Below are 26,395 nucleotides of genomic sequence, written 5' to 3'. Positions count from 1 at the left end.
CTCTTCCCGATCGTTTCCGCATTTCCTATTTACCATTAATCCTATAACGATATCGCATTTAAACGCAAATGACCACAGGTTTGCGCCAATCCGAACAACACGCTAAACCCCCTGTTTTTTTCCAGGGGGGAGGCAGCCGTTTTCTTGTTTGCTAAGTACCCGCGTTGATGTTGTCATCCACAAGGTCGGAGTCGAATGTATTGGTATTGCTGATTACGTTGGTGGAAAACTGAAAATCCCCGACGTCGCCTGAGCCTGAACCGTTATAGGTTTTGGAAGCGCTCTTGGGAGCGATGAACGCCGTATCGCCAAACAGGACGGTGCCGGAAACACTGATGATTTTCACGGGCCCCAGGATGAGGGATGGCATGAATTTCACTCCTCATTGCCGTCATGTATCGATCGTTCTAGAGTATGTAAACGGATAGGCATCAGTTCTGGGCGGATGTACTTTAACTGTGTATTCAACAGGCATAACGGGAAATCTCGTAACATATCATTTTCACAGATATTGAATGGGAGAGGAGCAAGTTTATGAACCGGCCCCCTTATCGCAGGCAGTTCCGGTCCGTGACGTTCAACATGGGGACCCGTAAGGCGCGGACGATGGTGATTACGATGAGTCTGGCGATTGCGGTGCTGATCCTTTTTGTAAGCGTGATCGCGGTGCAGTTGATGGCGGCCAAGAGCAGCAATTCGTTCGCTTCCCGCGTTCTCCATTCGGTGAGCAACCAATCGTTGAATTCGATTATGAGCCAGGAAATTCCGTTGTACGCGTCGGCGCAGCCGAATCCGACCGGCAAACCGAAAGAACCGCGTTCCAATTTGACTTCCATGCTGTTTTACCTGTTTACGGATATCAATGTCGATCATCCGGAGACGATGCTCGGCGGCTCCATCGCCGCGATGGCGGTCAGCAATTTTGAACCGTTGACGAAAGATTCCGTGGAGCACCCGGGGGAAGATACGGATCCGCAAACCCCTGACCGGATGGGGCCGCCGCAACCATCCCAGCCGAAAGAAAGCGAACCGTTTCAGACAGACGGAAAGCCGGTTGTCTATATTTACCACACGCACAACCGGGAGTCGTTTTTGCCGGAACTCAACGGCGAAACCGACCCTGAAAAAGCCTACGACAAGGACAAGAACATCACCCTGGTCGGGGAAAGGCTGCTCAGATCGCTCAAAGAGAAAAACATTGCGGCGATTCAAACCAAGAACGACTACTGGTACAAGGGAGACATCAAGAACGAATACGATCTCTCCCGGAAAACGGTCAGCGAAGTGTTGAACAAAAACAACAGCCTCAAGATGGTGTTTGACATACACAGGGATTCGCTGCCCCGGGAGAAAACGACCCTGAAAATCAAGGACAAAGAGGCTGCCAGAGTGTCATTCATCGTCGGCGGGTCGAATCCGAATGCAAGGCAAAACGAGGAGTTTGCCAAAAGGATTCACAACAAACTGCAGGAGATGTATCCGGGCCTTTCGAAGGGGGCCTTTACAAAGCGCAGCAACGACTATGACACCAGATACAATCAGGATCTGTTTGCCAACTCGGTCATCATCGAGATCGGCGGTCCGGGCAACACGCTGCAGGAAGCGTATTATACGGCGGATCTGCTGGCGAACGCAATCGCCGAACTGGTCAAGGAGGATCAGAAAGCCGCCAGGCCGTAACGGGTATGCCGGCTGCAAACCGCGCCCGGTATAGAACGGCATTCTCCCGAACATACTGGAAACAAACTGGATTTGAATAAAATTTGAATAAACTGGATTGAAAGGCCGGACAGAGACAGGGAGGATGATGCCGTGCGGAGCGTGCGTGGTTTTATGCTGTATGCGGGCCTTGCCTGTATGGCGGCGATACTGGCGGGAATCGGCTTTCATGCGGCGGAACGGGGGATCCAGGCACTGGTCGGAACCGGCGGGCCGCCGAAGGCGATTTATACTGATACCGACGGACAAGCGATGGAAAGGACGGTTCCCGGAGAGCGGATGGTGCAGCCGAAACCGACTCTCGGCGACACGTGGAGCCGTCAAATCGAGGCAACGAAAAGCGAATGGGGCGAGGCGGTCAACGAAGCGGGATTTGAAATCGGGAGGCTGTTGCAAACGATCGCCCGAAAGCTGATCGAATGGGTCGGTTCTCTGGCCGTGTATTTGATTCACAAAGCGACGGCGGGTTTTTGACGCCGTCGCCGTTTGGCTTTATAGAGCGGATCGATTGCGGATTGCGGGCGTCTGGATGGGGGTGCTATAATGTACGATAGCATTTTTACGGTTAGGGGAATCATTCATGGACGCGAGAGAAAGACAGAAATATATCCGCAACTTTTCGATCATCGCGCATATCGACCACGGGAAGTCGACATTGGCTGACCGGATTCTGGAATATACGGGTGCGCTGCAGGCGCGTGAAATGCAGGAGCAGGTATTGGACAACATGGACCTCGAGCGGGAGCGGGGAATCACCATCAAACTCCAGTCTGTCCGCCTGAACTACCGCGCGAAGGACGGCAAAGATTACATCCTTCACCTGATCGATACGCCGGGGCACGTGGACTTCACGTACGAAGTCAGCCGTTCCCTTGCCGCGTGCGAGGGGGCGCTGCTGGTCGTCGATGCCGCGCAGGGGATCGAGGCGCAAACGCTGGCCAATGTGTACCTGGCGCTGGAAAATGACTTGGAGATCCTGCCGGTCATCAACAAAATCGACCTGCCTGCGGCCGAACCGGAACGCGTCAAACAGGAAATTGAAGACGTGATCGGCCTTGACGCGTCGGCAGCGGTGCTCGCGTCGGCCAAAGCGGGAATCGGCATCGAAGAGATTCTGGAACAGATCGTGATGAAAATTCCGGCCCCGTCCGGCGATCCGGACCAGCCGTTGCAAGCGCTGATTTTCGATTCCCATTACGACCCTTACAAGGGCGTCATCATCTATGTGCGGGTGGTCAACGGTTCGATCAAGCCGGGCATGAAAATCCGGATGATGGCGACCGGAGCGGAGTACGAAGTGGTGGAGATCGGCACCATGAAGCCGCGCATGACGCCGGTTGACGAGTTGATGGTCGGTGACGTCGGCTACATCGCGGCATCGATCAAAAACGTCAAGCACACACGGGTCGGGGATACCGTGACGGACGCGAAAGCGCCGGCACCGGAGCCGCTGCCGGGTTACCGCAAAATCAACCCGATGGTGTTCTGCGGCCTGTACCCGGTTGACTCGGCCGACTACAACGACTTGCGGGAAGCGCTTGAAAAGCTTGAATTGAACGACGCGTCGTTGAAATACGAACCGGAGACGTCAACCGCTCTCGGCTTCGGGTTTCGCTGCGGATTCCTGGGCCTTTTGCACATGGAAGTGATCCAGGAACGTCTGGAGCGGGAGTATGACCTGACTTTGATTACGACCGCTCCCAGCGTTGTCTACCATGTTTACACCACGGCGGGCGAAAAGCTTGAGATCGACAATCCGAGCAAGATGCCGGAAACCGGAAAAATCGACCGCGTCGAAGAACCTTTCGTGAAAGCTTCGATTATCGTGCCGAAGGACTACGTCGGACCGGTGATGGAACTGTGCCAGGAAAAACGGGGCGTGTTTGTCGACATGCAATACCTCGACCAAACCCGTGTCACTTTGATCTACGAAGTTCCGTTGACCGAGATCGTGTACGACTTCTTCGACCGCCTGAAATCGAGCACCAAAGGATACGCGTCGTTCGATTACGAACTGATCGGATACCGCGCTTCCAGATTGGTGAAAATGGACATTCTCCTCAACGGGGAAGTGGTGGACGCGCTGTCTTTCATCGTTCACCGGGACAAGGCGTACGAGCGCGGCAAAGCGTTGTGCGAGAAATTGAAAGAACTGATCCCGCGCCAGCAGTTCGAAGTTCCGATTCAGGCGGCGATCGGCAACAAAGTCATCGCGCGGGAGACCATCAAGGCGATGCGGAAGAACGTCCTTGCAAAGTGTTACGGCGGGGACATCACCCGGAAGCGCAAACTCCTCGAAAAACAAAAAGAGGGAAAAAAGCGCATGAAGCAGGTCGGCTCGGTGGAAGTGCCGCAGGAAGCGTTCATGGCCGTGCTCAAAATGGACTGAACGGCGGTCGGAGAGCGGCATGATGAAACCGAGTTCGCTTTATGTCCATATCCCGTTTTGCGCCAGCAAATGTTACTATTGCGACTTTAATTCTTACGTGTCCACCGGCGAAGTGATGGACCGGTATCTCGACGCGCTGGAGCAGGAGATGCGTCTGTTGTCGCGGGAACTGCCGTGGGAACCGCTGCGGACCGTTTTTTTCGGCGGCGGAACGCCGACGGTGTTCAGTGTGAAGCAAACGGAGCGGATGCTCGAAATCCTGCACAGTTGCTTCCGGCTCGCGGAGGACGCGGAAGTGTCGGTCGAAGCGAACCCCGGCACCGTCAATGCGGACAAGTTGCGCGTATTGAAAGAGGGAGGGGTCAACCGCCTCTCTTTTGGCGTACAGTCTTTTCATGACCCGATTTTGAAAAAATTGGGCCGGCTGCACGACAGTCTCACCGTTTACCACAGTTACGACAAGGCGCGGCAGGCCGGATTTTCGTCGATCAACCTCGACTTGATGTTTGGAGTGCCGGGGCAAACGGTGGACATTTTCAGCGACAGCCTGCGAAAAACCGTCGAGTTGGCGCCGGAACACATCTCCGCGTATTCGCTTAAAGTGGAAGAAGGAACGCCGTTCGCCGTCTGGCAGGAACGGGGCAAGCTGCAACTGCCGCCGGAAGAAGACGACCTTGCCATGTACCTATTGTTAATGGAGACATTGGAAGCTGCCGGTTACGGAATGTATGAAATCTCCAACTTTGCAAAAACTGGTTATGCCTGCCGCCACAATCAGGTGTATTGGCGGAACGAGCCGTATCTGGCCGCCGGGGCGGGGGCGCACGGCTATGTCAACCATGTCCGCTATGTAATTGAACCCAACGTTCCCGCTTATATTGAGACCTGTTTGTCCGGCAAACGCCCCGTCGTTGAACGGGAAGAAATCCCGGAACCCATCCGGCGGGAAGATACCATGATTCTCGGACTTCGGATGATTCGGGGAGTCGAGCGCGCCCGCTTTCGGAACCGTCACGGTACGGACATGAATGAGGTGTTTGGCGAAGTGATCGCAAACTATGTGCGGGACGGTCTGTTAATCGAAGACGCGGTTGGGGTCCGCCTGGCCAAAGGAGCGCTTCCCATCGCCAACGAAGTGTTTGCGGGTTTCCTTCTCAGTTGACACTGCGGACGCGATTTGTTATTTTTTACGTAGTGGTTAGCACTCAAGACGATAGAGTGCTAACAAAAGGAGTGAACACCGATGCTGTCAGAGCGCCAGCAGATGATTTTGCGGATGATCGTCGAAGATTACGTCCATTCTGCCGAACCGGTCGGTTCACGCACGATCTCGAAGCGTTCGGAAGTGAACTTTTCGCCGGCTACGATTCGCAACGAGATGGCGGATCTTGAAGAGATGGGCTACCTGGAACAGCCGCACACGTCGGCCGGACGGATTCCGTCCCAGAAGGGATACCGGTTTTATGTGGATCATTTGATCCATCCTTTGCGTCTGACGCCGGAAGAGCTGTTTCAGTTGAAAAAAATATTCGTCGACAAGATCGACGCGATGGAGCGCGTCGTCCAGGAAACCGCGCAGATTCTCTCGAGCCTGACCAACTATACGGCGCTGGTGTTGGAACCGCAGATTCAGGAGATCAAACTGAAACACATTCAGTTGATCCCGTTGACGGAACGGACGGCGGTCGCAATCTTGGTCACCGACACCGGCCATGTGGAGAACAGAAAAGTAGCGGTGCCGGATGGAATTTCCACCGACGATATCAGCCGGTTTGTCGCCATCTTGAACAACAAATTGGTCGGTGTTCCCTTGAGCCAGGCCAAGACCCGGCTGTACAGCGAAATCATGGGCGAATTGAACCGCTATATGGATCATTACGAAGATGTGATGGCGATCCTCAACCAGATCGTGCGGCCGGATAAAGACGACCGCGTGTATCTCGGCGGCACGACGAAGATTCTGAACCAGCCGGAGTTCCGCGATGTCGAGAAATTGCGCCCGCTGCTTGACATGCTGGAAACCAACCATGCCGTGCTGCGGCTTTTGAGCCAGCAAAATGCGCCCGGCGTTCAGGTGCGGATCGGTCTTGAAAACGATCTGGAAGAATTGAAAGATTGCTCGGTCATCACCGCCACCTACCACATCGACGGAAAAGCGGCCGGCACCATCGGCGTGCTCGGTCCGACCCGGATGGAGTACAGCCGGGTGATCGGCGTGATGGATCATCTGGCCAAGCTCCTTTCCGATCTTTTGACGCGGCTGCACAAATAAATGCACAAATAAAATTGAAAGATGAGCAATCAGGGAAATACGGTCTAGCGAAACGGGGAGGGACACGATGGAGCAGCATCGGAAGCAAACGGAGGACATACCGGAAACAGAGGAAACGCCGGCAGTCGAAACAACACCGGACACACCGGAAGCGGCGAAAACCGAAGGGGATACGGCGAATCCCGCAGAGACGCAGGACGCGGCGGTTGCAGACCCGCGCAGCCGCGAAGAACTGCTTGCGGAGATCGCCCGATTGAGCGAAGAAATGAAAGAACTGCACAACCGCCTCCTCCGGACGAGTGCCGATTTTGACAATTTCCGCAAACGGGCACGCCAGGAAAAAGAGGAGCTCAGCAAATACGCCACCCTGCGTTTGGTGCAGGAAATGCTGCCTGTGCTCGACAATTTTCACCTGGCGATGGCGGCTGAAGCCACCGATGCCGAATCCCTGAAAAAAGGCGTCGATATGGTGTTCCGCCAGTTTCTCGGCACGTTGGAGCGGGAAGGCGTGACCGAAATGAATGCCGTGGGTCAGCCGTTTGACCCAAATTTTCATGAAGCGGTTATGCAGGTGGAAAGCGAAGAATATGAATCCGGTATTGTGGTGGAAGAACTCCGGAAAGGATACATGCTGCACGACAGGGTCGTGCGGCCGGCAATGGTCAAGGTGTCAAAGTAAACAATGACCCGGAAACAACGGATTGAAGCAACGAATCAGGATACAAGGAACAGGGGGGCTATCGAATGAGTAAGGTAATCGGCATTGACTTGGGTACGACCAACTCTTGCGTGGCCGTCATGGAAGGCGGCGAACCGGTTGTCATTCCCAACGCGGAAGGCGGACGCACGACCCCGTCCGTGCTTGCCATCAAGAACGGCGAGCGCCTGGTCGGCGACGTCGCAAAACGCCAGGCGGTCACCAACCCGGAAAACACGGTGATCTCGATCAAGCGCCATATGGGCACCAACCATAAGGTGACGGTCGAAGGAAAAGAATACACGCCGCAGGAAATCTCGGCAATGATCCTGCAAAAGCTGAAGGCCGACGCGGAAGCCTATCTCGGCCAACCGGTCAAGCAGGCGGTCATTACGGTGCCGGCCTATTTTAACGATTCCCAGCGGCAGGCGACCAAAGACGCGGGGAAAATCGCCGGTCTGGAAGTTTTGCGGATCGTCAACGAGCCTACTGCGGCCGCTCTGGCTTACGGTCTCGACAAGGAAGAAGAAGGGACGATCCTTGTCTACGACCTCGGGGGCGGCACTTTCGACGTGTCGATCCTGGAACTGGGGGACGGCGTGTTTGAAGTGAAAGCGACCAGCGGGAACAACCGCCTGGGCGGTGACGATTTTGACGAACGAATCATGAAATACCTGATCGATACGTTCAAGCGGGATACCGGCATCGACCTGTCCCAGGACAAGATGGCGATGCAGCGCTTGAAGGATGCGGCGGAAAAAGCCAAAAAGGAACTGTCGGGGGTGCTGACGACCACCATTTCGCTGCCGTTTATTTCGGCGGACGCAACCGGCCCGAAGCATCTGGAAGTCAACCTTACCCGCGCGAAGTTTGAAGAACTGACCGCCGATCTGGTGGAAGCGACCCTCGGACCGACCCGCCAGGCTTTAAGCGATGCGGGCCTGACGCCGAGCCAGATCGACAAGGTGATTCTCGTCGGCGGTTCGACCCGGATACCGGCTGTTCAGGAAGCGATCAAGAAGCTGATCGGCAAGGAACCGACCAAAGGCGTCAACCCGGATGAGGTCGTGGCGATTGGGGCGGCCATTCAGGCAGGGGTTCTCACCGGCGAAGTGAAAGACGTTCTGCTGCTTGACGTCACTCCGCTGTCGCTCGGCATTGAAACGCTTGGCGGCGTGATGACCAAGCTGATTGAACGGAACACGACCATTCCTACCTCGAAGAGCCAGGTATTTTCGACGGCGGCCGACAACCAGACGTCGGTGGAGATTCACGTTCTGCAAGGGGAGCGCGAATTTGCCCGCGACAACAAGACGCTTGGCCGCTTCACGCTGACGGACATTCCGCCGGCGCCGCGCGGCGTTCCGCAAATCGAAGTCACCTTCGACATTGACGCAAACGGAATTGTCAACGTGTCCGCCAAAGACCTTGGAACGGGCAAGAGCCAGAAGATCACCATCACCTCCTCTTCCGGTCTCAGCAAGGAAGAAGTGGAACGGATGGTGAAAGAGGCGGAGATGAACGCGGAAGCCGACCGCAAGCGCCGGGAAGAAGTGGAGATCCGCAACAACGCGGATTCGCTGGTGTATACCACCGAGAAGACGCTGAAAGACCTGGAAGGCAAGGTGGACAAAGCGGAAATCGACAAGGCGAACGCGGCGAAGGACAAACTGAAAGAAGCGCTGAAGGGAACCGATACCGAAGCGATCAAGAAAGCTTCGGAAGAACTCGGCCAAGTGGTTCAGCAACTGTCCGTCAAACTGTATCAGCAGGCGGCGCAAGCCCAGCAGGCCGGCGGCGACGGCGGTGCGGGCAAGCGGGATGACACTGTCGTCGACGCCGAATATACGGAGGTAAACGAAGACAAGAAATAAGGACGGCGGCGAAAAGTCAAAGTCGCAGGGGCATCCGGGCTTTGACTTTTCTTCTGTGTATAACGGAGCTAGCGTGAGCAAACGGGGCTCAGTTTGAGGAAGGAGGTCCGTTCTTGAGTAAGCGAGATTATTACGAAATCCTTGGCGTCAGCAGAAACGCGACGGAAGACGAGATCAAAAAAGCGTACCGCAAGCTGGCACGCAAATATCATCCGGACGTGAACAAGGACGACCCGGAAGCGGAAGCGAAGTTCAAAGAAATAAACGAAGCTTACGAGGTGTTGTCCGACAAAGAAAAAAAGGCCCGCTACGACCAATTCGGACACGCGGACCCGGGCGCCGGTTTTGGCGGCGGAGCCGGCGACTTTGGCGATTTCGGCGGGTTTGGCGATATTTTTGATATGTTCTTTGGCGGGGGACGCCAGCGCGGTCCCCGCAGAGGCGCCGATTTGCAGTACAATCTGCAGATCGAGTTTGAAGAAGCGGCCAAAGGCGTTGAAAAGGAAATTGAGATCCCGCGGACGGAAGAATGTCCCACCTGTCACGGGACGGGAGCCAAACCAGGGACGCATCCGGAAACCTGTTCCGTCTGCCGCGGAACCGGTATGCAGGAGCAAGTCATCAACACGCCGCTGGGCCGGATGGTGAACCGGCGCCCCTGCCAGGCGTGCGGCGGCGACGGCAAGCTCATCAAGGAACCTTGCACCCAGTGCCGGGGAGCCGGTACGATCCGGGTCCGCAAGAAGATCCAGGTGAAAATTCCGGCGGGTGTCGATACCGGCAACCGGATCCGCATCAGCGGGGCGGGGGAGGCCGGGGACAAAGGGGCGCCGCCGGGCGATTTGTATATTGTCGTGTACGTGCGGGAACACGAGTTTTTCGAACGGGACGGCGACGACCTCCACTGCCGGGTGCCCATCAGCTTCGTGCAGGCCGCGCTGGGCGACGAGATCGAAGTCAGGACGCTGGACGGAAAGGTGAAGCTGCGGATTCCGGAAGGAACGCAGACGGGAACCTCTTTCCGGCTTCGCGGCAAAGGAATGCCGCGTTTGCACAGCTCCTATCGCGGGGACCTGCATGTCCGCGTGGTGGTGGTCACTCCCACCGATTTAACGGCAAAGCAACGGGAACTCTTGCGGCAATTGGGCGAGGAGTTGGGCAGCAAGCCGAATGAGCAGCACAAAACGTTTTTTGAAAAAGTGAAGGACGCGGCGAAGGATGCCCTAAACTGGGATTGAAACGCCCTGTGCGGGATGCAACGCAAAAAAATCAGTCAGTCGAGTGCGGCTGACTGATTTTTTTAGGTGATCAGCTCCATACCAGGGGTTTGTCCGTTTCCCGTTCATTTGCGGTGGCAGGTAGGAGCGTTTTGGGGACGGAAAGAAAAGCGGGTGCGCGACCAGGCGGATGTTCGCCGTGTTCAGCCCTTTCCACCGCGATGAGCGAAATGACCAATTTTCCTTCGGCCGCCTCGCAGCAGACAGTGTAAATCTCGTCAAAATGGGCAAATGACATTTCAAACCCTCCTTTCGCGTTTTTACTCGGAAGGTAGATCATCCGCCAGGATACGTGTCTGAGATGTGGAGAACGACGATGATCGCCGTTTGCGAGAGCGTTTTCTCCTTCCAATTCCATTATAAACTATTTTCGATTAAAAAGTTGAAATTTTTTGTCAACTATTTGTCCGAATCGAGGAAGAGATGGCGGAGAACGTCTGTTTGCTGACAGAGAGTGGTCAGTTTCTTTTTTTATCATGGATCTATCCCATATGAAAAAGGGGGAAAGAGCGATGGATCAGGTGGAACCCGTGTATGTGGCCATCACAGGGACTGTTCATTATTTTGGGCCGGAAATCTTTAAAACCGGCCGGCACGTACGGAATCGTGCGGTTTATTGTGAAAGACACGGTGATCGTGGAACTGACAGGCGCGATTGAAAAGGGAAAGTTACCGGGATCGGGAATTGAATGACCCGGGCACAGGATTGAGACAGGAAGGCGTTTTTCCGGAGATTTTGCGTCGTTTGCAAAGTTCGCTTTTTATTTACAAATTCGGGAAGGATTGCACAAGACTGCGGCTAATTTTTACAACAATTAACTTTTAGGCAACGGGGACGCTTTGGGCCGATTGTGCAGGAGGATGAAAATATGGCGGAAAAGCTGATTCGCTGGCTTCGAATTCTGCATGCGATCCAGGCGAAGCCGGGGATTACGGCCAAAGAACTGGCGGACAAATGCGAAACCACCGAACGGACGGTTTACCGGGATTTGCGGGCACTGGATGTCCTGGCCCCGATCACGAACGAAGGATACGGGAAGGGGTACACGTTTGCGGGAAATTTCGCCCTCTATCCGTTGAATTGGACGGAACAGGAGGCGCTGGCCTTTTCCGTGCTGCCGTCCCTGTTGGACAAAAGCAAACTGCCGCCGGGGTTTGACAGTGCGTACGACAAGGTGATGGCCGCCCATTTGAGAAAAAAGTCGCAGGACAGGGAGATTCTCAACCGGGTCGGCGAGATGATTCAAATGGGGACCCCCGCGTACCGGGAGGAGGGACCCAATTTTCTCCCCCAGATCATCCAGGCGATCCTGTCGGAAAAAACGATCGAGGCCGCCTACCACACCCAGAGCCGGAACGAACTGACGGAGCGGTTGATCGATCCCTATTATCTGGTGCCGCGGGAACAGCGGTTTTACCTGATCGGCTACTGCCACCTGGCCCGGGAGGTCCGGACGTTCCGTCTCAGCCGGTTTCGCGACGTGAAGCTGACCGACCGTTTTTTTGAGAAAGGGAATTTCAACATCAGGCACTATTTAAAACATACCTGGTCGATTGAACGGGGGACGAAATCGATTCGTTTCAAAATCCGGTTTCATCCGGATGTCGCCCGGTACATCAAGGAAGAAGAGATGTTCGTGCGGCCGGTAATGACCGATTTGCCGGATGGGAGCCTGCTGTTTGAAGTCACCCTGAATCATGACCGGGAGTTTCTGAACTGGCTGTTCCAGTACGGGCCGGCGGCGGAGATCCTGGAACCCAAGGCGTACCGCGCAGCGATGAAGGACACGTTAAAACGCTGGCTGGAACTTTATGAATAAATGGGGAATGAAGGGGTGTTTACTGGCAGGGGGTATTCATTTGTAGGATGAACCTGGATCCAGCAGACTGGGAAGAAACTCCTGTTTTAGGGAAGAGCAACCGGATGAACAGATTCAAAGCGTATCAGGAGATGTTTTCGTAAAATTGCCATTTAGGGCATCACAGTCAAATACAACTAGCTAATAGTTAGCGAATTACCGAGTAGAATCGCCCGAAGGCATCACTGCCACTACTAAAGTTTTTTGTAGCACACAAGACAAAAATAGTGCTCAACGCTAAATAGCAATCATTGCATTACCAAGTGTTGACATTGGTTGAGCCATGTGTATATAATGGTTTTGACTGATATGATTGGTAACACACAAAGACAAAAATACATCAAAGGAGGTGATTTGATGAAGACAGAATTCGCATTGGATCAATTGCTTCGTGTCAATTTTCCCGTTTACGGACAAGAGATTTCCGTTGATCATCACGAAGCAATGTACGCCGCTATTTCTCGTGAGAAACCGAGTTTGCACGAGTTGGATGGGTTCGCTTTCTCTCCCATTATTGGCGGTGAGGCCTTTGGTAACAGGATGCGATTAAATCGATTTTCCCGAATCTTTTTTCAGGTTCCCACTAGTTATATCGGTGAAGTAATCGGTTTGGCCGGCCGGAAATTGCAACTTAAGGAAGATTCAGTACGATTCGGAGTACCACAGCTGTGGCCGATTCTTCCCAGCCTCTCATTGCAAACTAGACTGGTTGTTATTAAGAATGCCACAAGCGAAGAGAAAATGGAAGAGAAGATTTTGGAGCAACTGAGGGAGCTTGAGATTAGGACCGAAAAGATCGCGATCACCCTGTTGCGGCGAAGAGTTATCCGAATCCACAATAAAAAAATTGTTGGATGGGGGGTTCGTCTTTCAGGTTTGGAAGATGAAGATTCGATTCGCATCCAAGTTTTTGGCCTTGGGGGACGACGGCGCTATGGAGCTGGCTTTTTTGTTCCTGTCAAGGGAGATGAAGTTCCATGAGATCCTTATTGGCAAAGAAAGTTCCAATTGGTGGTCAAGCCGGTTATGCTGCCACTCTGCAAGGGCATATTGAACAGGTCATGGATGTATCCCGATTAATCGGAGAAGTACTGTCGGATCATCATCTGCTGGGCATGTTGGAAGATGGAGAGATGACAAATCTGTTTCGCAAGGCGTTATCGCTCGCTGCGATCTTACATGACTTGGGAAAAGCCAATCCGTTTTTCCAACAGCTAATGTATGGTGAAAGTGCCGAGAAACAACAGCCAATCCGGCATGAAATCATATCGGATTGGATTTTGCGTCAACACAGGGGAATTCGACAGGCGATTCTAACTGTGTTAGGCTTACCGGATTCACCATCTTCCCTGCATGATTGGCGGTTTGTTTCACTGAGAACAGCCATATTGGGGCATCATTTGAAATTCCCGCCCAAGGACACTCATTCTAGAGTGAAAGTTGCTCCATTTGTCAAACATGAAGATTTTTTGAAAGTATGCAAGCTCCTGGAAGCGATATCCGGTGTCGAGATTCTTGCTGAGGAAATTCCCGCACTACTTGCTGAACCCAGATGGATAATAACAAATGTGGAGAGGGACTATCAGTCTGCCCTCGAAGCAAGCGGATTGGAACAAAATGCGGACACACCAAAGGGCAAATTTGCAATGCTTTTGCGAATATTGCTTCTTGCCGCGGACAGTTTAGGTTCGGTGAACGCCGCTACAAGGGAAGAATGGCAGAATGAGCATTTTCCTGCCATTGAGACAGCGCTTCGGGGACAATCCATATCCGGATATTTTGATAAATTACGGGAATACCGGCTGCAGGGGCGCGTTGTCAACCCGGAAATCAGTGATTTTCAACAGCGCGTGGCTCGTAGCGAAAGCTTGATTACCGTGGTCGAAGCAGGATGCGGATCGGGAAAAACGTTGGCGTCTAATCTCTGGGCGGCTAACAGACGAGCGGTAAATTTTTTTCTTGCATATCCCACTACAGCAACTGCGACACAAGGCTACATAGATTATGGATTGGCTGTACCGGAAATCAGCAAGCTCCTCCATTCCCGTAGCGCTGTTGATATGGAACTGCTGGCCAATGGAGAAGACGAGGAAACGGATTGGATGAGTGCGGTAGAACGAATCCAACGACCAATAGTGATGTGCACTGTAGATACTATTCTTGGTGTACTCCAAAACGTCCGGGCGAGTGCTATTTTGTTCCCCAAATTACTCAACAGCGTTGTGGTGTTTGATGAGGTACACGCTTATGATGAAATCTTGTTTGGTCACCTGTTGGAATTTTTACGCACGGTGCGGATTCCCACTTTGTTAATGTCGGCTTCATTGCAACCTCACAGAAAAGAACAGATTAAGCAGGTGCTCTCTACACGAGGAATATCTGTAAACTGGATAAACGGTCCCGAATCGTATGAGAAACGAAGGAGATATCTGATTCATGTGGCTGATCGATTTCCGGACTGGCGTTTGTGGGATGTTTTGAACCGTGGCGGAAAAGTACTGTTGGTTGCCAATCAAGTCGAAGTGGCTCGGCGGTATTATGAAGAGCTGGTGAAAGAAGAAGCCAAGGGACGGGATATCAATGTTCGTTGGTATTTGTACCACTCCCGTTTTGAATACCAAGACCGGGTGCATCGTCAACAGGAGGTGGTGGAAGCTTTCCGACAGGAAGGACCATGTTGTGTGGTCACCACACAAATTTGTGAAATGAGTTTTGATATTTCTGCTGATTTGCTTTTGTCAGAAATAGCAGATTTTCCATCTGTAATTCAGAGATTGGGTCGCTTGAACCGTTACGCTGCTACAGAAGATACGGCCAAAGAAGCATTCTTTTGGCGACCGGCGAAGCCCGATCCATATGATCCACGGGATTTGGATGAATGTGAACGGATGCTGTTAAACTTGCAGGGCCATAGGGTTTCACAAAATGACTTGGCTTTGGTTTTGATGACCGCGGAAAAGCAAGAAGCAACCAAGAAAATAGCGTTTGGCTGGAAGAATTTTGTATCCTGTAGAGTAGAGAAATCTTTGAGAACACCCGGTTACACAGTTGACTGTATACGTGAGAAGTATGTATTGGCTGAAATACCTATAAGGTGGAAACGGTTGGCGAGATATGTAATTCCTTTGCCTGAAAAAGGGTTGCCCAAAGGTCTAAAACGCTACCGTCACGCCTTCATAATACCGAATGATTCGATTGAATATTCCCTTGAGATGGGAGGGAGGTGGAAATATGAAGCATGAATGGATCTTTGATCTAAACGGTCCTGGAATGAGTCCGCTTCATCGTGCTGGTTTAACCGGACTGCTTGCAAGTTTGCGACAATTGGAACCCTATGGGGAGCTTCTGCCGGAATGGGAGTATCGAGTAGAAGGGAATACGCTTCGTCTTCCAAAGTTGGGGGCTGATACGGACTCGATCGCGTCACTATTGAAAACCGTTTACCGCATCGATGATCAGGGGTTGATTGATTTTCCCTTGCTTTATCAGTGTTCGGTTATGTACAAAGCCCATTTTCAACAAATGTTGTTGGGAACGTTTATTCAACATCCTAATTCCCGAACAGCGGCTAAACAAAGTCATACCGCAGTTTACTCGATCGGAGAGCAACATATACCGGTCACCTTTCTACCCCTATTCGATTTTAAGCATCGATCCCTTGCATCAGCAAGCGAGATTAGTGAAGCGATCGAAAAAAACAAGCAGATCGAAATCAAAGGATGGGCATTTCCGGGGGGGATGGTGCGCCATAATGCGTTTTCCAAACAAACCGCTTTGCAGGATCCGCCGGAACGATACCTTTTGTTGCTGTGTGCGCCGCTTGGTTGTCTTTACTTTTCCGGTAGGGCGCGGTTAACAAATGGTGATTTTGATCCTAGAACCCAGTTTGTTCTGGCCATTCCACGCCCTGTCTCACTCGAACGGCATACCGAACGATTGCTGCGACTTTACAAGTCGTCCCAAGCCCAACTACATCAACATCTGTATGTTGCCGGAGAATCGGATGCCGCCTTGCTATCAGCCACCATGTTTCTATTAGACGCAACCGCTTTTCGGCTCGATATCGATTTTCGTGAATCAAATCAAGGGCAGTTGAATTTCCAGGTTATGCGATTTGGAACGGTGGGATGGAGCAAGCAACAAAAAACCAGAACGGGTGTGATATCGACTGCTACGCTGAAACCGGAAATGATTACAACGTATTTGTTCATTGATGAACATTTACAGCCATACGAACAGCGTGATGCCGATGGAAATGTGACATACGTTGAAGTCATGCCGATGCGGAATCGCATAGCCGAAAATCTGATACATGAGCGGCCGTGGTATTCGGGCTTTGCACAATATGCAGGCAATGGTATGGGAAGACGAATTCTTCGATGGAGAAAGGAGTTGGGGAAGTTGCTACGAGAGATGGAATGGAGCCAAGAAGTGAAGCGTCAATTTGTAGACTTGATCCAGGTAGCAGTGCGCAATCGGTACGGCAAGGTGGCGGCTGATGCAAAAAACAGCGGGGCCAATGTAGAAAGTTTGTTGGAAAGGGAATACGACCGGATGGTCCTGGCTTTCAGCAAGTGCCGGACAAAGGAGAGTTTTCGCGAAGAATTGTTACGTTTTCTCGCGGTGAATCGAGCCCGACTTAAGCACCTCACGCCGCAGGAAAGAGCAAGTATGTTGTTCCAAGCCGCGATTGAAAGCGATTGGAAAGAAGCAAGGGATTTGTGTTTGTTGGCTATTGTGACATATACCGGTAAGGAAGATGGTGCAAAATATCTTCCGAACGACGGCGATGATGAATTGGACGTCTCACAATGATAATCTCTGAAGGAGGAGAATCAAATGACAATTCATGTTCACGGAACGGTTGTAACGCAATTTGGTGTGGCTGCCAACAATAGAGGGGAAAATGAAGGGAATCTGACAACATTGCAAAAGATCCTGTGGAACGGGGAAGTTCATACGAGTGTATCTGCTGAAGCAATCCGCTTTGCACTCAGGTATTTGTGGCAAAAAATGTACGATGAATCAGGAGACGAACTTTTGCGAATCAACCGAAGGTGGGATGAGGACAAACAGGATTTTGTTATTGAAAACCAGGCATTCTCGGCTGAAGCTTATATCGATGACGATGTGATGGGATTTATGGACGCCAAAGCTGCTCAAGCGGAAAAAGAGGAAGATGGGGAAACAAAATCGTCAAACAAGCGTGCGAAGGGAACCACTACTGCCCGTCGGGGGGCATTGGAAGTCACTCGAGCGGTATCATTGTACCCGTTCTTTGGTGAGACCTCATTTAATGCAAGAGGAGGGCAAAAGGGAAGAACTTCCCTGTATGCTACCGAGATGCATGCTACTTCTTATCAGTACAGTTTTTCCTTCACTCCTTCCCAGCTCTATCGTCCCGAAAGGGCCAAGGCTGTCTTGGAGGCGTTCGGATCTTTGACCGAAGTGGGAGGCAACCAGAGCCGATTTTTGTATGACTTTTCACCGCTGACGATGGTGATGCGTGTCTCCCATGACCCGGCTCCCAGAATTCTCTATGTATTTGAACAAGAAGTGGGAAAACCGTTACGGCTGATTGAATTGGTAAGAAGAGTCGAAGCTGGTGATATCTCGGCCGATGAACTGGTCATCGGAGGCGCCATTTCTGGTTCAGATGAAGCCCGTTTGCTAAAAGAAAAAGGGGCGCATGTATATGCCGGGATTAAGGAGACTATCGCCTTTGTCCGCGAGCACTTGGTTTAGGGGTGGACAGCGTATGTCCGATGCAAAGGAAACATTATGGCTTCATGTGACAGTGCCGATTGCTTCTTTCGCTATTCCGCAAGCGCGGGAATTTGTTGAAAGTTATCCTTTTGTCCCACCTGCAACCGTGTATGGAATGTTGTTGTCTATGATTGGTGAAACAGATCGTTCGAAGTATAGAGGAATCCGATTGGCAATTATTTTGAAAGAGTTGCCCGTGTCATCGATCATCTTACGCAAAATTCGGCGGGTGAAAGACAAGGATCTGAATGCTCCAACTAATAGTAAGCCAGATTACCAGACCGTTTTGACGGGGGTGAATTTTTTGGTCCGTGTTACCGACGGTGACTCGGAGAATTCTATAATTGAGCGGCTCTGTCAATTTTTCTTTCAGCCTGAAAATATTGATCGTTTTGGTGGATTATCTTGTGGAGAAAGCCATCACTTGGTGGATCAGGTTCAATTGTTTAATCGAGAACAGGTGAATGAATTTGTCATAGGAGGATGGGCGCTCTTGCCCTCCCCTGATGGGGATTGGGCCTGTCCTGTCTGGGTGGATCATGTAGGTTCGGCTGGAACGGTATGGGAAAAAGCTCAGCTGGTACACATCGATCCGGTTTTTTCGTTAGATCAGTTGAATGATTTTCGTATTGACCGTCAATAATGGATTCTACCGAATTCTAGCAGACGGGAGGAAGGTTGAATGACGGTCAATGCTGCATCTGAGGAACCGCTCATCCGCGTAATGGGGCTTCACGCATTGGCTTATTGCGAGCGGTTATTTTACCTTGAAGAAGTGGAGGAAATTCGGGTAGCTGACAAGGCGGTATACGATGGCCGACGCTTTCATGAACAGATGCCCGAATACGTGGAAATTACCAGTTTCAATTTACAAAGCGACAAGTTAGGAATCCAGGGAAAAGTAGACTGTGTTCGTACTGAGCGGGGAGAATGGATACCGTTCGAGTATAAAAAAGGCCGATCTCGTACCAATCAGGAGGGACGAACACTGGCGTGGCCTTCAGATGAACTGCAAATAGCAGCCTACGCAATGTTGGTGGAGGAACATTTTGGCCGTGAAATATCGGAGGCGCGTGTGTATTATGCTGCCGATCACCGCACGGCCAGAATCCCTCTTAATGCAGAAATTAGGCAAAAAGTGCTGATTGCGATACGAAGAGCACGAGAATTGCGAGTTTCATTGGAACGACCTCCTGTTGCCAAAAATGAGAATCTTTGTGGGAAATGTTCACTTGCACCGGTCTGTTTACCGGAAGAAGAAAGGTTGCTGACAACAGACAAACAAGAATTGCCCAGATATTTTCCACCTGACCGGGATCTATTGGATGTACATGTGATCCAACCGGGTTCCACCATCCGTAAGTCCGCCGGTACGTTTGTGCTGCAAGATAAAGAGGGAAATGTGAAGGAATTTCCAAGTGAATCTTTGGGTTCTATTACAATCCACGGAAATAGCCAAATCACCACACAGGCGATTCACTTGGCGGCACTGAAAGGCATTCACATTCATTGGATGACAGCAGGTGGAAAATATATCGGCAGTTTGACACAGGCTGCCGGTGGGACGCAGCGTAGGTTACGCCAGTATCGTGCGCTCTCCGATGAAGAGGTGGCTGGGAGGTTGGCGAAAATTTTGGTTCGGGCCAAAGTGGAAGCGCAGTTGCGGTACGTTTTGCGTTTGACACGGGAGCGGGATCGGACTCCTTACGAACCGCATATTCAGTCGATGCGTATCGCTTTACGGCACATCCACGGCCGGAATCCGGATCGGGATCAGCTACTCGGATATGAAGGAATGGCGGCAAAGTCGTACTTTGAGTGTATATCGCTATTGACTCGCGAAAATGAGAGTTACATTCCGTTTGATGGAAGAAACAAACGGCCGCCTCGCGATCCGGCGAATGCGATCCTTTCTTTTTTGTACAGTTTGTTGTACCGGGATTGCGTTCAGGCAATTATAACAGTAGGACTGGATCCCACAATCGGATTCTATCACCAACCCCGATCGGCTGCTTATCCGCTGGCGCTGGATTTGATGGAGCTGTTTCGAGTGATGATTTGCGACACGGTGTTAATCGGGACAATCCATCGTAAGCAATGGGATCGGGCAGAAGATTTTGTTTCTGCCGGGAAGCAGGTTTGGTTGAGCGAGCAAGGTAAGAAAAAAGCGATTGCAGCTTATGAAAAACGCAAACAAGACTCATGGAAACACCCTGTGGTAAATTATTCCTTGACCTATGATCGAACGATTGAGTTAGAGGCTCGTTTGTTGGAAAAAGAATGGACAGGGGCCTCCGGGTTGTTTGCCATGAGCCGTATCAGGTGATTACATTGGCAAAACAGAGACACCATTACTTAATATGCTACGATGTTCGAGACGAAAGAAGGTGGCGAAAGGCTTACAAATTGTTGAAGGAGTACGGAAAACGCGTGCAGTATTCAGTTTTCCATTGTGAGCTAAGCGATTTGAAAATGTCGAAGTTGAGATTTGAACTGGAAAAATGCCTTTCACGGGAAGACAGTCTTCTTATCGCACCGGTTGATGCGCCCGACTCGAATAAATTTGTCATTAAAGGCCCTGAACTGGAATGGGATTCTTATCAACGTCAGCGGTTTGACTTATTTTAGTGACTTCGAATTCAAGGATCAGGGCCATTGAAATTCAATTCCTATTGTGGAAGGCCAAATTAGTCGTGAGATACAAGGTTCTACGTGATGTAAAATGGGGGTGTGGTGCTTGAGTCGGATTGATCGCTTGTCGGATGCGGGGGTTGCAAGACACGTTTGCCATCAATCCTTTAGAGGACAAGGTGTACTCGTCCGCAAATGGGTGAGATGCTTGAAAGCATGCCTCGAATGTTCGCGTCCGACAACGGTTCAAACCGCGGGCCCTGATAACTGCTGTGATGCTGAAAAGCGTTGAGCACTATCAGATAGGCAGTATGGCTCTTAGATCCGGTAAGATCTGATAACTGCTGTGATGCTGAAAAGCGTTGAGCACGAAGGGAATTTTCAGAATATCGCGCTCACCAGAGGACTGATAACTGCTGTGATGCTGAAAAGCGTTGAGCACCTGTTCGGCTTTCTCTGCCCAAGGCTCGAATGCAGCTGATAACTGCTGTGATGCTGAAAAGCGTTGAGCACGAATTTGTGGATGCGCACCATGTCGAACAGATTACTGATAACTGCTGTGATGCTGAAAAGCGTTGAGCACTCATATACTCTGGCCGGATTTTGTCGATGATCAGGCTGATAACTGCTGTGATGCTGAAAAGCGTTGAGCACCCTGAGCAAATACGTCCCCGGCGTGTTCGCAAACACACCTGATAACTGCTGTGATGCTGAAAAGCGTTGAGCACAGAAAATACGAGTCTGCGCTTGCAGCATCAAAACGGCTGATAACTGCTGTGATGCTGAAAAGCGTTGAGCACCAAAGATCGCTCCATTTTTCTTTCGTTCTTCAACCTGATAACTGCTGTGATGCTGAAAAGCGTTGAGCACATCTCGTAGGCGACGAGTACACGGTCTTGGGACAATACCTGATAACTGCTGTGATGCTGAAAAGCGTTGAGCACGAGATTATCGATCTTAAATTCGGCAAAGGTGTGCCGGCTGATAACTGCTGTGATGCTGAAAAGCGTTGAGCACATGCTTGCAACGACTGTCTCAATCTCGATTCCATCTGATAACTGCTGTGATGCTGAAAAGCGTTGAGCACAACTACCTCCTATTTCTTGCGACCTTTTGCCTTCCTGATAACTGCTGTGATGCTGAAAAGCGTTGAGCACATTTCATCGTCCTGACCAACGCGCAAGGATTGTGCCTGATAACTGCTGTGATGCTGAAAAGCGTTGAGCACGAAAAGAAGATGTGGGTGGACGAGCATTTTCCGTGGCTGATAACTGCTGTGATGCTGAAAAGCGTTGAGCACATACGGATATGGATGTTTACATTAAGAAAGTGGATTCTGATAACTGCTGTGATGCTGAAAAGCGTTGAGCACGTGTCATAACAGAACTCAGCCAAATCCCACTCGAACTGATAACTGCTGTGATGCTGAAAAGCGTTGAGCACAGTAATAAACGCCATATAATGCTTGCTGTAATTTACTGATAACTGCTGTGATGCTGAAAAGCGTTGAGCACTTTTCCACGAGCTTCCCGCCGTAGGTGTCGATGCCTGATAACTGCTGTGATGCTGAAAAGCGTTGAGCACATTCTGGAATGCCTGGAAGTGATCGAAAAGGATCCTCTAAACACTGATAACTGCTGTGATGCTGAAAAGCGTTGAGCACCAAATACGTTGTTCGCTGTACCTGCTGTCACAGTCACCTGATAACTGCTGTGATGCTGAAAAGCGTTGAGCACAAGTTGACGAGTTGAGCGAAACAGAGCGTGGGGTTCTGATAACTGCTGTGATGCTGAAAAGCGTTGAGCACATGTTGCCATCGAAGATAAGGCCGTATTGTTCGCCTCTGATAACTGCTGTGATGCTGAAAAGCGTTGAGCACTAGATGTCTTTGTTGAGAATGGTAACAAGGTTACTCTACTGATAACTGCTGTGATGCTGAAAAGCGTTGAGCACATTGAATGAGCGGGCGGGATCTTGACAACTTGTCCCTGATAACTGCTGTGATGCTGAAAAGCGTTGAGCACTATTATCTCTCTCTCTTGGCGCAAATAAAAAGATTCTGATAACTGCTGTGATGCTGAAAAGCGTTGAGCACTCGCCTAGCGATTTTACATTTTTACGGACAAAAGTGTCTGATAACTGCTGTGATGCTGAAAAGCGTTGAGCACAATCAGTGGACAACGGTTCCTCGCCGGTGGTAAGACTGATAACTGCTGTGATGCTGAAAAGCGTTGAGCACCAATTGTTCCCGACAAGGAAATCGGGCGGTTGGCGGACCTGATAACTGCTGTGATGCTGAAAAGCGTTGAGCACTAGCAACCGGCGCGGGTATTGGAAGCATAACCACCTGATAACTGCTGTGATGCTGAAAAGCGTTGAGCACAAAAATTGCAATAACGGGAGTGTGACTATCCGTGTATACTGATAACTGCTGTGATGCTGAAAAGCGTTGAGCACGCTAAAAGTCGCCTGCACCCAGTCTACTAGTGCCCCTGATAACTGCTGTGATGCTGAAAAGCGTTGAGCACAGCATAAGTAACAGAAGAATAAAAGATGGTACAGCCTGATAACTGCTGTGATGCTGAAAAGCGTTGAGCACCAGATTCAAAGAAAAGCTAACGGTCATGACTTGATCTGATAACTGCTGTGATGCTGAAAAGCGTTGAGCACAACTTCTCGACAACGTACTCAATTTGCATGGCGACTGATAACTGCTGTGATGCTGAAAAGCGTTGAGCACATTCTTTGACAAAATTTACATTTCCAAAATCTTCATCCTGATAACTGCTGTGATGCTGAAAAGCGTTGAGCACGAGATAACTGCGTTCATAGCACTTTCCGCCGCGTCAACTGATAACTGCTGTGATGCTGAAAAGCGTTGAGCACAGGAAGACGATGACTTTCTGAGCTGATCAGTATGCGGACCTGATAACTGCTGTGATGCTGAAAAGCGTTGAGCACCTCAATTACTTGAATTATTTTTGCCACCTTATCATTGTCTGATAACTGCTGTGATGCTGAAAAGCGTTGAGCACATTATGATAAATATGAAATATTAGTTCCAGGTGATGCTGATAACTGCTGTGATGCTGAAAAGCGTTGAGCACGTGTAAGATTGTTAGTCGTAATGAAAACGGTTATATATCTGATAACTGCTGTGATGCTGAAAAGCGTTGAGCACAGGAAAATTGTGTTTTAACATTGACAAATGGAGAGGCTGATAACTGCTGTGATGCTGAAAAGCGTTGAGCACACATTCAAAAAGAAAAAAATCAACAAATCGTAAATCTGATAACTGCTGTGATGCTGAAAAGCGTTGAGCACTTTCATAATCTGTTGAAACTTTTCCGTCATCAACTCTGATAACTGCTGTGATGCTGAAAAGCGTTGAGCACACGAAAATAGTAATACGTATGTTGCCGAAACTGAAACTGATAACTGCTGTGATGCTGAAAAGCGTTGAGCACTCCCTGGCGGACCTGTGGCTGGAAGGAAAGTCTACTGATAACTGCTGTGATGCTGAAAAGCGTTGAGCACGAATAAGCCGTGCTGATTCTCTGATTCCTGATTCCCTCTGATAACTGCTGTGATGCTGAAAAGCGTTGAGCACAAACAGATCGAACAATACATCAAGTGGTTAGCAAACTGATAACTGCTGTGATGCTGAAAAGCGTTGAGCACTTGATGGTAGCTTTCGTAAATTTAAAAACGGTCGTCTGATAACTGCTGTGATGCTGAAAAGCGTTGAGCACCTCCCAGCGCATACAACCGCATTTGCGGATTCCCAACCTGGTAACTGCTGTGATGCTGAGAAGCGTTGAGCACCACCCCCTTCCCGCGGCATGCTTCCAACAGTTCCTCCCTGGTAACTGCTGTGATGCTGAGAAGCGTTGAGCACCCGGATAACCTTCGCGGCAGGATAGGGGGTGATATAGTCTGGTAACTGCTGTGATGCTGAGAAGCGTTGAGCACACGGTCAGTTCAGGCGTGACCGTGATGCCGTCCCCGTTCTGGTAACTGCTGTGATGCTGAGAAGCGTTGAGCACATAAAAAGATATTTAGACCAAAATCCAGAATTCAATTCTGGTAACTGCTGTGATGCTGAGAAGCGTTGAGCACATAAAAAGATATTTAGACCAAAATCCAGAATTCAATTCTGGTAACTGCTGTGATGCTGAGAAGCGTTGAGCACTAAAATGTTTCTTGCCGGATTTAGTCCTGTTCCTTGACTGGTAACTGCTGTGATGCTGAGAAGCGTTGAGCACTTCTGCTGGTATTGCTCTTTCGTTTGGTTGTTCGTGATACTGGTAACTGCTGTGATGCTGAGAAGCGTTGAGCACTAATCCAGTAATTTCGAGTAGTACGCCCGGCCGGATGCTGGTAACTGCTGTGATGCTGAGAAGCGTTGAGCACGCTCAACAAATGTTCCTTTTTGAAGTTCTGCCAGCCTGGTAACCTAAAAAAAACCAACCCACACTTGAAGATAAAATAGAGATCGCGCACAAATACATCGCACAAGGCCACCCGATCCGTTTCGTATTGCGGGTGGTGGGCGTCCCACATTCCACGTATTATGCACACATCAAGCGGAAGGTTCGGACCAAGCAGCATGCGGTGCGTAAAGGGGGGCGACCACTGCCGGGGATCTCTTACACGAAAGACGGCCAACCGGTAAGCGATGAACAAATCCGGGAGTGGATCATGGAGCTTTTGGTGAAGGATTTGCTTATGGGTATCGCAAGCTCACCATTGCCTTGCGAAAACGACATCACTTGGTTATCAACAAAAAGAAGGTGTACCGGCTTTGCAAGGAAATGAACGTGCTTCGTCCCCAGCGGCCGCGCGTGTTTCGCCATCCCCGGAAAGTGGCCTGCAACCGTACTGTCACCGGTCCGAACCAACTGTGGGAAATGGATGTAAAATACGGCTGGATTGTGGGAGAGCAACGGTTCTTTTTCCTGATGGATATTCTGGATGTGTTTGATCGATCCGTGGTAGCGTACCATATCGGGCTCACCTGCGAAGCACGACATGCCGTGCAAATTGTCCAGGAGGGGTTGATGAAACGCCAACTGTTTGCTGTCAAAGAGAGGCCGGTGATCCGGACGGACAACGGTCCACAGTTTATCAGCCATCTATTTGAAGAAGCTTGTGAGCGGTTTCAGCTCACCCATGAGCGGATTCCGCCGAAAACCCCGAACCAAAATGCGCATATTGAAGCCTTTCATGGCATATTAGAACGCGGGTGTTACCAATGGAACGAGTTTGACAATTTATCGGCAGAAGTACGAGGTGGTGACAGAGTTTATTCGGTATTACAACGAGCGACGGATTCACGGCAGTCTTTATGATATGGCGCCGTATGAATACAGGGAAGCAGTGGAACAAGGAGTTGTCGAGCCAAAGGTGGTGAGAGCCTGAATATTCCGGTTTAAGTAACACAGGTGAAAGACAAAGCGATTCTACGAAACAACGGAATAAGTGGTGTGTAGTCCGGATTTAGGGTGTCAAACCGGTTACAGGGTCCTTATCAAAGCAGCCCGACAGGGGAGGCGTTGAAGGCGTTACGCGGCTAAAACAGCCCAACACCGTTTGAACGGGTGAAGGACAGATAACGGAAGCGCTTTCAAGAAGGAGAAGCCCCAAGAACATTTCACGTTGCAACAGGTCGATGCCCACATTGACTTGACTCACACAACTTGATTAAAAATGTTGCGAAAATCTTCGATTGAATGTATAATTCAGACAAGAAGACAGTCGACTGAATTCAGCAGTCTAGTAGTCTATAAGGAGGAATCCATGCTCACAGTAAAAAGAGGAATTCCGTTATATGAACAGATTTATGAAAATTGTAGCCGCTCACGCTATTTGGCGATGAATTTCTCACCGCCATTGACGTGAGCGTTGTACC

At 50.5% G+C, this 26,395-nt stretch carries 21 protein-coding genes and 1 CRISPR repeat array; of the genes, 19 read left to right on the top strand and 2 right to left on the bottom strand.

The annotated features are described in order from the left end of the window. Window positions 1-151: 151 nt before the first annotated feature. Complete coding sequence (locus AC4ED1_RS03940) at window positions 152-370, bottom strand: spore germination protein (protein WP_490936115.1); 219 nt, start codon at window positions 368-370, stop codon at window positions 152-154. A gap of 164 nt (window positions 371-534) precedes the next feature. Between AC4ED1_RS03940 and spoIIP the strand changes: the two genes are divergently transcribed. The 8 genes from spoIIP to dnaJ all read left to right on the top strand — a co-directional run bounded on the left by spoIIP (window position 535) and on the right by dnaJ (window position 10,189). Further along, window positions 535-1,680 carry a stage II sporulation protein P gene (gene spoIIP / locus AC4ED1_RS03935; protein ID WP_490936114.1) on the top strand — a complete coding sequence of 382 codons (1,146 nt, stop codon included), beginning with the start codon at window positions 535-537 and terminating at the stop codon, window positions 1,678-1,680. A gap of 132 nt (window positions 1,681-1,812) precedes the next feature. Further along, window positions 1,813-2,193, top strand: coding sequence for a hypothetical protein (locus AC4ED1_RS03930; RefSeq protein WP_490936113.1), 381 nt, complete (start codon window positions 1,813-1,815; stop codon window positions 2,191-2,193). 106 nt (window positions 2,194-2,299) lie between these two features. Further along, window positions 2,300-4,108 (top strand): translation elongation factor 4, encoded by a 1,809-nt coding sequence (lepA, locus tag AC4ED1_RS03925; RefSeq protein WP_490936112.1) that lies wholly within the window; start codon window positions 2,300-2,302, stop codon window positions 4,106-4,108. A gap of 19 nt (window positions 4,109-4,127) precedes the next feature. Then, the gene (gene hemW / locus AC4ED1_RS03920; protein ID WP_490936111.1) at window positions 4,128-5,270 is read left to right on the top strand and encodes a radical SAM family heme chaperone HemW; all 1,143 of its coding nucleotides are present in this window, start codon (window positions 4,128-4,130) and stop codon (window positions 5,268-5,270) included. 81 nt (window positions 5,271-5,351) lie between these two features. After that, window positions 5,352-6,380 (top strand): heat-inducible transcriptional repressor HrcA, encoded by a 1,029-nt coding sequence (hrcA, locus tag AC4ED1_RS03915; protein WP_490936110.1) that lies wholly within the window; start codon window positions 5,352-5,354, stop codon window positions 6,378-6,380. Between the two features lie 67 nt (window positions 6,381-6,447). After that, a complete protein-coding gene (gene grpE / locus AC4ED1_RS03910) occupies window positions 6,448-7,059 on the top strand; it encodes a nucleotide exchange factor GrpE (protein WP_490936109.1) in 612 nt (203 codons plus the stop codon). Between the two features lie 65 nt (window positions 7,060-7,124). Beyond that, complete coding sequence (gene dnaK / locus AC4ED1_RS03905; RefSeq protein WP_490936108.1) at window positions 7,125-8,951, top strand: molecular chaperone DnaK; 1,827 nt, start codon at window positions 7,125-7,127, stop codon at window positions 8,949-8,951. Between the two features lie 113 nt (window positions 8,952-9,064). After that, entirely contained in the window at window positions 9,065-10,189 is a 1,125-nt protein-coding gene (gene dnaJ / locus AC4ED1_RS03900; protein ID WP_490936107.1) for a molecular chaperone DnaJ, read from the top strand. Window positions 10,190-10,259: 70 nt separating this feature from the next. Here the strand turns inward: dnaJ and AC4ED1_RS03895 are convergent, their stop codons facing one another. Then, window positions 10,260-10,466, bottom strand: a complete 207-nt coding sequence (locus AC4ED1_RS03895; RefSeq protein WP_490936106.1) for a hypothetical protein — start codon at window positions 10,464-10,466, stop codon at window positions 10,260-10,262. A 296-nt stretch (window positions 10,467-10,762) separates the two neighbouring features. On the opposite strand from AC4ED1_RS03895, the gene AC4ED1_RS03890 reads away from it, so the two are divergent. The 11 genes from AC4ED1_RS03890 to AC4ED1_RS03840 all read left to right on the top strand — a co-directional run bounded on the left by AC4ED1_RS03890 (window position 10,763) and on the right by AC4ED1_RS03840 (window position 25,905). After that, complete coding sequence (locus tag AC4ED1_RS03890) at window positions 10,763-10,921, top strand: hypothetical protein (RefSeq protein ID WP_490936105.1); 159 nt, start codon at window positions 10,763-10,765, stop codon at window positions 10,919-10,921. Between the two features lie 176 nt (window positions 10,922-11,097). Continuing rightward, window positions 11,098-12,048 (top strand): helix-turn-helix transcriptional regulator, encoded by a 951-nt coding sequence (locus AC4ED1_RS03885; protein ID WP_490936104.1) that lies wholly within the window; start codon window positions 11,098-11,100, stop codon window positions 12,046-12,048. A gap of 396 nt (window positions 12,049-12,444) precedes the next feature. Beyond that, the gene (gene cas6 / locus AC4ED1_RS03880; RefSeq protein ID WP_490936103.1) at window positions 12,445-13,068 is read left to right on the top strand and encodes a type I-MYXAN CRISPR-associated protein Cas6/Cmx6; all 624 of its coding nucleotides are present in this window, start codon (window positions 12,445-12,447) and stop codon (window positions 13,066-13,068) included. Continuing rightward, window positions 13,065-15,329: a CRISPR-associated helicase Cas3' gene (gene cas3, locus AC4ED1_RS03875; protein ID WP_490936102.1), complete on the top strand. Its 2,265-nt coding sequence runs from the start codon at window positions 13,065-13,067 to the stop codon at window positions 15,327-15,329. Before cas6 ends, cas3 begins: the two co-directional genes overlap by 4 nt. Further along, window positions 15,319-16,902, top strand: a complete 1,584-nt coding sequence (gene cas8a1 / locus AC4ED1_RS03870) for a type I-MYXAN CRISPR-associated Cas8a1/Cmx1 (RefSeq protein WP_490936101.1) — start codon at window positions 15,319-15,321, stop codon at window positions 16,900-16,902. The genes cas3 and cas8a1 overlap by 11 nt, the downstream gene beginning before the upstream one ends. A 24-nt stretch (window positions 16,903-16,926) precedes the next feature. Next, window positions 16,927-17,832: a type I-B CRISPR-associated protein Cas7/Cst2/DevR gene (gene cas7i / locus AC4ED1_RS03865; protein ID WP_490936100.1), complete on the top strand. Its 906-nt coding sequence runs from the start codon at window positions 16,927-16,929 to the stop codon at window positions 17,830-17,832. 13 nt (window positions 17,833-17,845) lie between these two features. Next, the gene (gene cas5, locus AC4ED1_RS03860; RefSeq protein ID WP_490936099.1) at window positions 17,846-18,496 is read left to right on the top strand and encodes a CRISPR-associated protein Cas5; all 651 of its coding nucleotides are present in this window, start codon (window positions 17,846-17,848) and stop codon (window positions 18,494-18,496) included. Window positions 18,497-18,535: 39 nt separating this feature from the next. Further along, the gene (cas1, locus tag AC4ED1_RS03855) at window positions 18,536-20,179 is read left to right on the top strand and encodes a type I-MYXAN CRISPR-associated endonuclease Cas1 (protein WP_490936098.1); all 1,644 of its coding nucleotides are present in this window, start codon (window positions 18,536-18,538) and stop codon (window positions 20,177-20,179) included. Continuing rightward, window positions 20,134-20,481, top strand: a complete 348-nt coding sequence (gene cas2, locus AC4ED1_RS03850) for a CRISPR-associated endonuclease Cas2 (protein WP_490936097.1) — start codon at window positions 20,134-20,136, stop codon at window positions 20,479-20,481. Before cas1 ends, cas2 begins: the two co-directional genes overlap by 46 nt. 263 nt (window positions 20,482-20,744) lie before the next feature. Then, window positions 20,745-24,897: direct repeats of the CRISPR family, unit length 36 nt; unit sequence CTGATAACTGCTGTGATGCTGAAAAGCGTTGAGCAC. Window positions 24,898-25,178: 281 nt separating this feature from the next. After that, window positions 25,179-25,835 (top strand): transposase, encoded by a 657-nt coding sequence (locus AC4ED1_RS03845; RefSeq protein ID WP_490936096.1) that lies wholly within the window; start codon window positions 25,179-25,181, stop codon window positions 25,833-25,835. After that, window positions 25,777-25,905: an IS3 family transposase gene (locus AC4ED1_RS03840; protein ID WP_490936095.1), complete on the top strand. Its 129-nt coding sequence runs from the start codon at window positions 25,777-25,779 to the stop codon at window positions 25,903-25,905. The genes AC4ED1_RS03845 and AC4ED1_RS03840 overlap by 59 nt, the downstream gene beginning before the upstream one ends. Window positions 25,906-26,395 lie beyond the last annotated feature (490 nt).

This window comes from Effusibacillus sp. SKA8, from assembly GCF_058273125.1.
The sequence above is the reverse complement of the archived record's forward strand: the minus strand, read 5'-3'. Positions and strand labels throughout refer to the sequence as shown.

Bases quoted from the DNA above. Each gene is read 5' to 3' on its own strand.
- hemW (WP_490936111.1), top strand. From the start codon at position 4,128: ATGATGAAACCGAGTTCGCTTTATGTCCATATCCCGTTTTGCGCCAGC.
- cas5 (WP_490936099.1), top strand. From the start codon at position 17,846: ATGTCCGATGCAAAGGAAACATTATGGCTTCATGTGACAGTGCCGATT.
- lepA (WP_490936112.1), top strand. From the start codon at position 2,300: ATGGACGCGAGAGAAAGACAGAAATATATCCGCAACTTTTCGATCATC.
- cas7i (WP_490936100.1), top strand. From the start codon at position 16,927: ATGACAATTCATGTTCACGGAACGGTTGTAACGCAATTTGGTGTGGCT.
- AC4ED1_RS03895 (WP_490936106.1), bottom strand. From the start codon at position 10,466: ATGTCATTTGCCCATTTTGACGAGATTTACACTGTCTGCTGCGAGGCG.
- AC4ED1_RS03885 (WP_490936104.1), top strand. From the start codon at position 11,098: ATGGCGGAAAAGCTGATTCGCTGGCTTCGAATTCTGCATGCGATCCAG.
- cas6 (WP_490936103.1), top strand. From the start codon at position 12,445: ATGAAGACAGAATTCGCATTGGATCAATTGCTTCGTGTCAATTTTCCC.
- spoIIP (WP_490936114.1), top strand. From the start codon at position 535: ATGAACCGGCCCCCTTATCGCAGGCAGTTCCGGTCCGTGACGTTCAAC.
- cas1 (WP_490936098.1), top strand. From the start codon at position 18,536: ATGACGGTCAATGCTGCATCTGAGGAACCGCTCATCCGCGTAATGGGG.
- AC4ED1_RS03940 (WP_490936115.1), bottom strand. From the start codon at position 370: ATGCCATCCCTCATCCTGGGGCCCGTGAAAATCATCAGTGTTTCCGGC.
- dnaK (WP_490936108.1), top strand. From the start codon at position 7,125: ATGAGTAAGGTAATCGGCATTGACTTGGGTACGACCAACTCTTGCGTG.
- grpE (WP_490936109.1), top strand. From the start codon at position 6,448: ATGGAGCAGCATCGGAAGCAAACGGAGGACATACCGGAAACAGAGGAA.
- cas8a1 (WP_490936101.1), top strand. From the start codon at position 15,319: ATGAAGCATGAATGGATCTTTGATCTAAACGGTCCTGGAATGAGTCCG.
- cas3 (WP_490936102.1), top strand. From the start codon at position 13,065: ATGAGATCCTTATTGGCAAAGAAAGTTCCAATTGGTGGTCAAGCCGGT.
- cas2 (WP_490936097.1), top strand. From the start codon at position 20,134: ATGGACAGGGGCCTCCGGGTTGTTTGCCATGAGCCGTATCAGGTGATT.
- AC4ED1_RS03890 (WP_490936105.1), top strand. From the start codon at position 10,763: ATGTGGCCATCACAGGGACTGTTCATTATTTTGGGCCGGAAATCTTTA.
- hrcA (WP_490936110.1), top strand. From the start codon at position 5,352: ATGCTGTCAGAGCGCCAGCAGATGATTTTGCGGATGATCGTCGAAGAT.